At 71.0% G+C, this 7,098-nt stretch carries 8 protein-coding genes; 5 read left to right on the top strand and 3 right to left on the bottom strand.

Going from position 1 to position 7,098, the window contains the following annotated elements; translation table 11 throughout:
* The 4 genes from D7V80_RS39595 to D7V80_RS39580 all read left to right on the top strand — a co-directional run.
* The coding region (locus D7V80_RS39595; protein ID WP_120592958.1) for a YiiX/YebB-like N1pC/P60 family cysteine hydrolase at nt 1-1,537 on the top strand (1,537 nt) is incomplete at its 5' end.
* Between the two features lie 18 nt (nt 1,538-1,555).
* Nucleotides 1,556-1,831 carry a hypothetical protein gene (locus tag D7V80_RS39590; protein WP_120592957.1) on the top strand — a complete coding sequence of 92 codons (276 nt, stop codon included), beginning with the start codon at nt 1,556-1,558 and terminating at the stop codon, nt 1,829-1,831.
* A gap of 85 nt (nt 1,832-1,916) precedes the next feature.
* Nucleotides 1,917-2,741, top strand: a complete 825-nt coding sequence (locus tag D7V80_RS39585; protein ID WP_199738980.1) for a SirB1 family protein — start codon at nt 1,917-1,919, stop codon at nt 2,739-2,741.
* A gap of 19 nt (nt 2,742-2,760) precedes the next feature.
* Nucleotides 2,761-3,339 (top strand): NUDIX hydrolase, encoded by a 579-nt coding sequence (locus D7V80_RS39580; protein WP_120592956.1) that lies wholly within the window; start codon nt 2,761-2,763, stop codon nt 3,337-3,339.
* Here the strand turns inward: D7V80_RS39580 and moaC are convergent.
* Genes moaC through trxB form a run of 3 tightly spaced genes read right to left on the bottom strand, consistent with a single transcriptional unit; the run spans nt 3,336 to nt 5,980 of the window.
* The gene (gene moaC / locus D7V80_RS39575; RefSeq protein WP_120592955.1) at nt 3,336-3,776 is read right to left on the bottom strand and encodes a cyclic pyranopterin monophosphate synthase MoaC; all 441 of its coding nucleotides are present in this window, start codon (nt 3,774-3,776) and stop codon (nt 3,336-3,338) included. The genes D7V80_RS39580 and moaC overlap by 4 nt on opposite strands.
* Nucleotides 3,773-4,960 carry a PLP-dependent aspartate aminotransferase family protein gene (locus D7V80_RS39570; protein ID WP_120592954.1) on the bottom strand — a complete coding sequence of 396 codons (1,188 nt, stop codon included), beginning with the start codon at nt 4,958-4,960 and terminating at the stop codon, nt 3,773-3,775. The genes moaC and D7V80_RS39570 overlap by 4 nt, the downstream gene beginning before the upstream one ends.
* A 36-nt stretch (nt 4,961-4,996) precedes the next feature.
* The gene (trxB, locus tag D7V80_RS39565; protein WP_370452634.1) at nt 4,997-5,980 is read right to left on the bottom strand and encodes a thioredoxin-disulfide reductase; all 984 of its coding nucleotides are present in this window, start codon (nt 5,978-5,980) and stop codon (nt 4,997-4,999) included.
* Between the two features lie 344 nt (nt 5,981-6,324).
* Here trxB and radC point away from each other — a divergent pair, with 344 nt between their 5' ends.
* A complete protein-coding gene (gene radC / locus D7V80_RS39555) occupies nt 6,325-7,086 on the top strand; it encodes a DNA repair protein RadC (RefSeq protein ID WP_120592953.1) in 762 nt (253 codons plus the stop codon).
* The last annotated feature ends 12 nt before the right edge of the window (nt 7,087-7,098 follow it).

Genomic DNA, 7,098 nt, shown 5'->3' with positions numbered 1-7,098 from the left:
GCCGTCCCCCGCCCCCGCCGCCGAGCAGGCTCCGCGCGACGTCTACGCGCTGGACGACGCCGCCTTCGTCGCCCAGGCCCGCCGCGACCTGGAGACGCTGCGCCAGGGGACGGAGGGGCTGCGCCGGCTCAAGGAGGAGGCCTTCCGCTCCAAGGCGCTGTACCAGCGCGGCAAGGACGCGCCGTACACCCCGGACGAGAAGCAGCTGCTGGTGTCCACCTGGGCCGCCTTCTTCGACTGCTTCGTCTCCACGGAGGTGGTGCGCCAGCGCTACTGGGACTTCCTCAAGGTGCCCACCCTCACCCAGCCGAAGAAGCACGCCTGGGGCTTCCTCCTCACCCACGCCGCGCTCGCGTCGGAGCTGGCGCAGGGGATGGCCTTCGCGGACCTCACCGGGGGACAGGCGCAGCTGGAGGTGCTGCTGGACGAGCCCGGCCCCGAGTACGGCCTGCCCGCGCGCGCCTTCAGCCGCTTCAAGAAGAAGGTCGTCCACGTGGGCACCAGCACGCAGCTCTTCACGGGCGACGGCTACCGCGCGACGCTGCACCCGGTGCTGGCGAAGGCCGGCGTGATGAACGAGCCCGGCGTCCCCGCGCTCTTCCAGAGCATGCGGCAGGACAGCAAGGCGGCCCGCGCGCGCCTCCTGAAGCGCGGCCCGGTGCTCTTCGCCAAGGCCGCGGCGGACCTCACCCAGGACACCACCGCCCGCGCGGTGTTCCCGGTGCAGAAGACCGTGGCGGAGTGGATGGGCGACACGCGCGTGCACCGCTCCGGCAGGCCGCTCATCTCCCGGGAGCAGGTGCTGGCGCTGCTGCCGCGCATGGCCCCGGGCGACGTGATGGTCGCGCGGCAGAACTGGTTTTTGTCCAACATCGGGCTGCCGGGCTTCTGGCCGCACGCGGAGCTCTACGTGGGCACCGCGCAGGAGCTCTCCCAGACGTTCGACGCGGATCCGGCGGTGAAGGCCTGGGTGGCCACCCTGCCCGGCCATCCGGAGACGTTCACCGCCCACCTGGCGAAGGCGTTCCCCGCGAAGTGGGCCGAGTACACCGGCAAGGACGCGCACGGGGACCCGCTGCGCATCATCGAGTCCATCAGCGAGGGCGTGAGCTTCACCGGCGTGGAGCACGGCATGCACGTGGACTACCTGGGCGTGCTGCGGCCCCGGCTGTCCCAGGTGGACAAGGCCCGCGCCATCCTGCGCGCCTTCACCTTCCAGGGCCGGCCGTACGACTTCAACTTCGACTTCTTCTCCGACCAGTCCCTGGTGTGCACGGAGCTGGTGTGGAAGTCCTACGCCCCGTCGAAGGACATGAAGGGCCTGGACATCCCCCTGGTGAGCGTGGCGGGACGCAGGACGCTGCCGGCGAACGAAATCGTGCGCGTGTTCGACGCCGAGTACGGCCAGCCCGGGCGGCAGTTCGACTTCGTCGCCTTCCTGGACGGGCGGGAGGGCTCGGCGGACGCCGTCGAAGCAAACGCCGAGTCCTTCCGTTACACCTACCGGCGGATGAAGTGGGACATCGCCCAAGACTGAGGCTAGAGGCACGACACCATGACGGAAGACACGGCGAACGAGTTCCTGGCCCTGGCCTCCCCCCTCTATGAGCGGATGATTGCCCAGCAACAGGCGAAGGTGCTCAAGCTGGCGCGCGAGGCGGTGCCCAACATCGGGCCGGAGGAGCTGCGCAACCCGCACGACTTCCCCGAGCTGAAGGAGCACCCGACCTTCGAGTTCGAGGACGGCATCCTGGCGGGACTCATTTCGGCCCAAATGGCCCTGCGTGCGGAAATCAAGGGCCGGCTGCCCGCGGCCCCCCCGGGCATCTGACGCCCGCCTGCCTGCTTTTGCCGTGAGGAGCATTCGTGGGTTACTGGTGCGCACCGTGAGCTTTTCCTCTGGTTTTGGCCCTCCGCTGGCGCGCGAGCGGTTGGTGTCTTCCCTGGCCGCGGATCCACCGCGGCTGGACCTGGCGGCTCTCGCCATCGCGACGTTGGGCCGAGAGGACCTGGATGCTCCGGCGTGTCTCCGGACGCTGGACGCGCTCGCCGCGCGGGTGCAGCTGGAGGCGGAGCGCCTGCGCGAGAAGGGCGAGGCCCTGGCCCCGCTGCGCGCCCTGCGCCACGTGCTCGCGGACATCGAGGGCTTCCGCGGCAACGAGGACGACTACCACTCCCCGGACAACAGCTTCCTGGACCGGGTGCTGGAGCGGAAGGTGGGGCTGCCCATCACCCTGTCGGTGCTCTACCTGGAGGTGGCGCGCCGCGCGGGCATCCCGCTGTACGGTGTGCCCTTCCCCGGTCACTTCCTGGTGGCGTGCGACGCGGGCGACCACAAGCTGGTGATGGACCCCTTCCACCACGGCGACATCCTCACGGAGCACGGCTGCGAGGAGCTGCTCAAGCGCGTGGCGCCGCAGCTCAAGTTCGACCGGGCCATGCTCGCGCCCGCGCCGGTGGAGCTCATCGCGTACCGCATGCTGTCCAACCTGCGCCGCGTGTACCTGGGGCGCGACGACAGCCAGCAGGGGCTGGCGGTGGTGGACCTGCTGCTGCTCCTGGCCCCGGACCATCCGGGAGAGCTGCGCACCCGCGCGTCGCTGCTCACCACGCTGGGCGCCTTCCGCGCGGCGCTCAAGGACGTGGAGCGCTGCCTGGAGCTGTCCCCGGACGCGCCGGACCGCGAGCGCCTGGAGCTGTCCGCCCGGGAGCTGCGCGAGCGCGCCGAGTTGCTCAACTGAAAGAAAGGGAATCCGTCGAATGTCGTCCGCGCCCGAGTCGCCCAAGTCCCAAGTGAAGCCCTGGCCGCGCCTGCGCCGGGGGTTGGAGCACGACTTCACGGTGGTGAAGGTGCGCGAGGACGTGATGGCGGATCCGCGCACCAACATGGAGCACCGCCGCGTGCGCATGGACTGCGGGGACTGGGTGAACGTCATCGCGGTGACGAAGCAGGACGAGCTGGTGATGGTGCGCCAGTTCCGCTGCGGCATCGACGCGGCGACGCTGGAGGCCCCCGGCGGCGTCATCGACCCGGGAGAAGACCCGGCCACGGCCGCCGCGCGCGAGCTGGAGGAGGAGACGGGCTACCGCGCCGGCCGGCTGGAGGCGCTGGGCGTCGTGCACCCCAACCCGGCCTTCCAGTCCAACCGCTGCCACACGTACCTGGCGCTGGACTGCGAGCGCGTGAGCGACGGGGACCCGGATGACGGCGAGGACATCGCCGTGGAGCTGCACCCGCGCGCGGACCTGCCCCGGCTCATCTTGGAAGGCCACATCACGCACTCGCTGGTGGTGGTGGCCTTCTTCCTGGAGCGGCTGCGCGCGGAAGCGAAGCGTTAAGCGGGCTCGCGCTCCCAGGTGCCGGAGCGCCCGCCGGACTTGTGGTCCAGCTGCACCGCTTCGATGACCATGCCGCGGTCCACGCTCTTGCACATGTCATAGACGGTGAGCGCCGCCGCGCACGCGGCCGTGAGCGCCTCCATCTCCACGCCCGTGCGGTCCACCGTCTTCACCCGCACGCGCACCTCCAGCCCTTCGTCCACGGGCGTGAGCGTCACGTCCACGCCCGCGAGCGCGATGGGGTGACACAGGGGCACGAAGTCCGGGGTGCGCTTGGCGGCCATGATGCCGGCGAGCCGCGCCGCCGCGAGCACGTCCCCCTTCTCAATCTGCCCCGCGAGGATGCGCTCACGCGTCGCGGGCAGCATGCGCAGGCGCGCGGTGGCCACCGCCACGCGGTCCGTCTTCGGCTTGTCGCCGACGTCCACCATCTTCACCGGCCAGCCCCCTTCGCCACCGCGGCGAGCAGGTCGTCCGCCACGTCGTCCGGATCCTCCAGCCCCACGGACACGCGGATGAGGCTGTCGCGGATGCCCGCCTGGGCGCGCTCCTCGGGCGTCATCCGGCGGGCGCTTGCGCTGGCCGCGTGCATCACCAGCGTGCCCACGTCCCCCAGCGACGGGCCGGGCTTCGCCACGCGAAGCGCCTCCAGGAACCGGTCCCCTTCCTTCTGCCCCGCGCCCTTGATTTCGAACGCCACCATGGGCCCGAAGCCGCCCTCCAGCACCCGCGCCGCCACCGCGTGGTCCGGGTGGGAGGAGAGGCCCGGGTAGATGACCCGCTCCAGCAGCGGCGAGTCCGAAAGCCGCTTCGCCACATGGGCGGCGTGCTCGTTGTGGGCCTTCATGCGGACGGGCAGCGTGCGCAGGCCGCGCAGCGTGAGCCACGCCTCGAAGGGGCCCAGCACGTCACCGGACAGGATGCGCGCCGAGCGCAGCGGGTCGATGCGCGCCCTGGAACCACTCACCGTGCCGCCCAGCGCGTCGCTGTGGCCGTTGAGCCACTTGCTGGTGGACTGCACCGCGTAGTCCGCGCCCAGCTCCAGCGCGCGCTGGCCGAAGGGCGACGGGAACGTCGCGTCCACCGCGAACACCGCCCCCGCGTCCTTGCAGGCCTGCGCGAGCGCGCGGATGTCCGGCACGCGCAAGAGCGGGTTGGAGATGCTCTCCGCCAGCACCAGGCGCGGGCGCCACTCGCGGATGCGCGCGGGCGCGTCTGGGGACGTCTGGTCGAGCGGACGCAGCTCCACGCCCCAGCGGGCGCACAGGTTCTTGTAGAGCGCCCGCGTGACGCCGTAGCCGTCCGTGGGCATCACCAGCACGTCCCCGGCCTTCCACGGCTGCGCGTCGAACAGCGAGCGCAGCGCGGCCATGCCGCTGGCGTAGGCGACGCAGGCCTCCGCGCCCTCCAGCGCCGCCACCGCCTCCTCCAGCAGCGCCGCGTTGGGCGCGCTGATGCGGGCGTAGGCGTAGTCCTTTCCGTCCAGCGCGTCGGACAGGTCGTCGCTGCTGTCGAACCAGTTCACCGCCGCCGGGAAGATGGGCGGCATGACGGGCACGGCCTTGCTCCCGGTGAGCCGGGAGCCCGCGTGCACCGCCACCGTCTTCTGCTTCGTCTTCATGCGCGTGTCGTCTCGCTTGGGACGGAAAGGAGGTGACTACTCGCCGTGCTCGATGAGCCAGCGCTCCGCGTCGATGGCGGCCATGCAGCCCGTGCCCGCCGCGGTGATGGCCTGGCGGTAGTAGCTGTCCTGCACGTCGCCGCAGGCGAAGACGCCCTCGATGTTGGTGCGCGTGCTGCCCGGAATCGTCTTCAGGTAGCCGCCCTGGTGCGTCTCCAGGATGCCCTGGAACAGCTCCGTGTTCGGCGTGTGGCCAATGGCCACGAACAGGCCGTGCGCGTTGACGAGCTTGCTGTCGCCCGTCTTGAGGTTGCGCACCACGGCGCCCGTCATCCCCTTCCCGTCGCCCACCACCTCCTCCACCGCGGAGTCCCACATGAAGGAGATCTTCGGGTTGTTGAGCGCGCGCTCCTGCATCACCTTGGACGCGCGCAGCGAGTCGCGGCGGTGGATGAGCGTGACGTGGTTGACGATCTTCGCCAGGTACGTGGCCTCTTCCATGGCCGTGTCGCCGCCGCCCACCACCAGCACGTCCTGCTTCTTGAAGAAGGCGCCGTCACAGGTGGCGCACGCGGACACGCCGCGGTTCTTGTAGGTGTCCTCGCCCTTGACGTTCAGCCACTTGGCCGTGGCGCCCGTGGAGATGATGACCGTCTCCGAGCGCACCTGGATGCCGCTCTCGCTCTCCAGCAGGAAGGGCCGCTTGGAGAAGTCCACCTTGGTGACGTTCTCCATGTGGATGACGGTGCCGAAGCGCTCCGCCTGCTTCTGGAAGCGCTCCATCAGCTCCGGACCGGTGATGGCCTCCGGGAAGCCGGGGTAGTTCTCCACGTCGGTGGTGACCATGAGCTGGCCGCCCGGGACGCGCTGCGGGTGCTCCAGGGTGGGGCCGCCGGCGAACACCACGGGCCCCAGGTTGGCGCGCGCCGCGTAGATGGCGGCGGTGTAGCCCGCCGGGCCCGAGCCGATGATGGTGACCTTCTGGATCTTGTCCTGCGACACGGCGCCTCCTGCGCTCATACGTTGACGGGCCCGGACGGTAACAGACGCCGCCGTCCTGGCCATGATACGAACCTGGACCCCATGGATGCCGCTGTCCTCAAGAAGGTTGCGCTCTTCGAGGGATTGACCCAGGGCCAGCTCGCCAAGGTCGCCCGCATGGCCCGCCCCCGGCCCCGCTTCTAGCTGGCGGCCCTGGCGCTTCTCGGCTCCTCGCACGCCAGGAGTGCGAGTGGAGCATCGCTGTCCGTCCCGCCACCAGGCCTCTTCACGCGCCGCTGGACGGGCCCTGCCCTGTCGTCCCGGAGTGGACCCTGAAGGGCACATGCCTTGCTCAAGCCCGCCGTCGCGTGGACGGAGGCGGGATGGAACAAGGTGGAGAGGCGTGGGTGGAGCCGGGCGAAGGGGAAGCCACGGGTGGCAGGTCGGTGAGGGCGCGAAGCCCGGGATTGGGAGATGCGCGCGAGCGCCTCTTCCGGCTGGGCGCGGAGGCCCTCACCGACCTGGAGCTGTTGGGACTCCTGTGGACGGAGGGGCTGGGGGACGCGGCGGACGGCGTGGCGAGGGACGGGCTCAAGGCGTTGGTGCAGGAGGATCCGCGCGTCTTGTGCGCGCGGCGGGGCGTGGGGCCGGCCCGCACGTCCCGGCTGCTGGCGGCGCTGGAGCTGGGACGGCGCGCGCAGCGCTCTTCGGAGAAGCGGCCCCGGCTGCGAAACCCGAAGGAGGTGCACGCGTATCTGGCGCCCACGCTGGGCGCGCTGAGGCGCGAGGTGTTCCACGTGCTGTGCTTCAACCCGCGCAACGTGCTGGTGCAGGACGCGCGGGTGGCGGAAGGGACGCTGAGCGCGTGCCCGGTGGACCCGCGGGAGGTGTTCGCGGCGGTGCTCGCCTCGCGGGCCACGGCCATCGTGTTCGCGCACAACCACCCTTCCGGAGACCCGGAGCCCAGCGTCCAGGACGTGGGGCTCACGGAGCACCTGGCGCGGGCGGCGGGATTATTGGGTGTGAAGCTGTTGGACCACGTCGTCGTGGGGGACGGCGCGTTCGTGTCCATGCTGGAGCGCGGCATCCTCCCGGACAGCGAGCGGGAGGGGCGGCGCAAGTGCGTCTCGGGCGGGGGCTGGTGATGGGGGCGTGCG

The sequence above is a fragment of the Corallococcus sp. CA054B genome (genome assembly GCF_003611625.1).
GTDB lineage: Bacteria > Myxococcota > Myxococcia > Myxococcales > Myxococcaceae > Corallococcus > Corallococcus coralloides.
The sequence above is the reverse complement of the archived record's forward strand: the minus strand, read 5'-3'. Positions and strand labels throughout refer to the sequence as shown.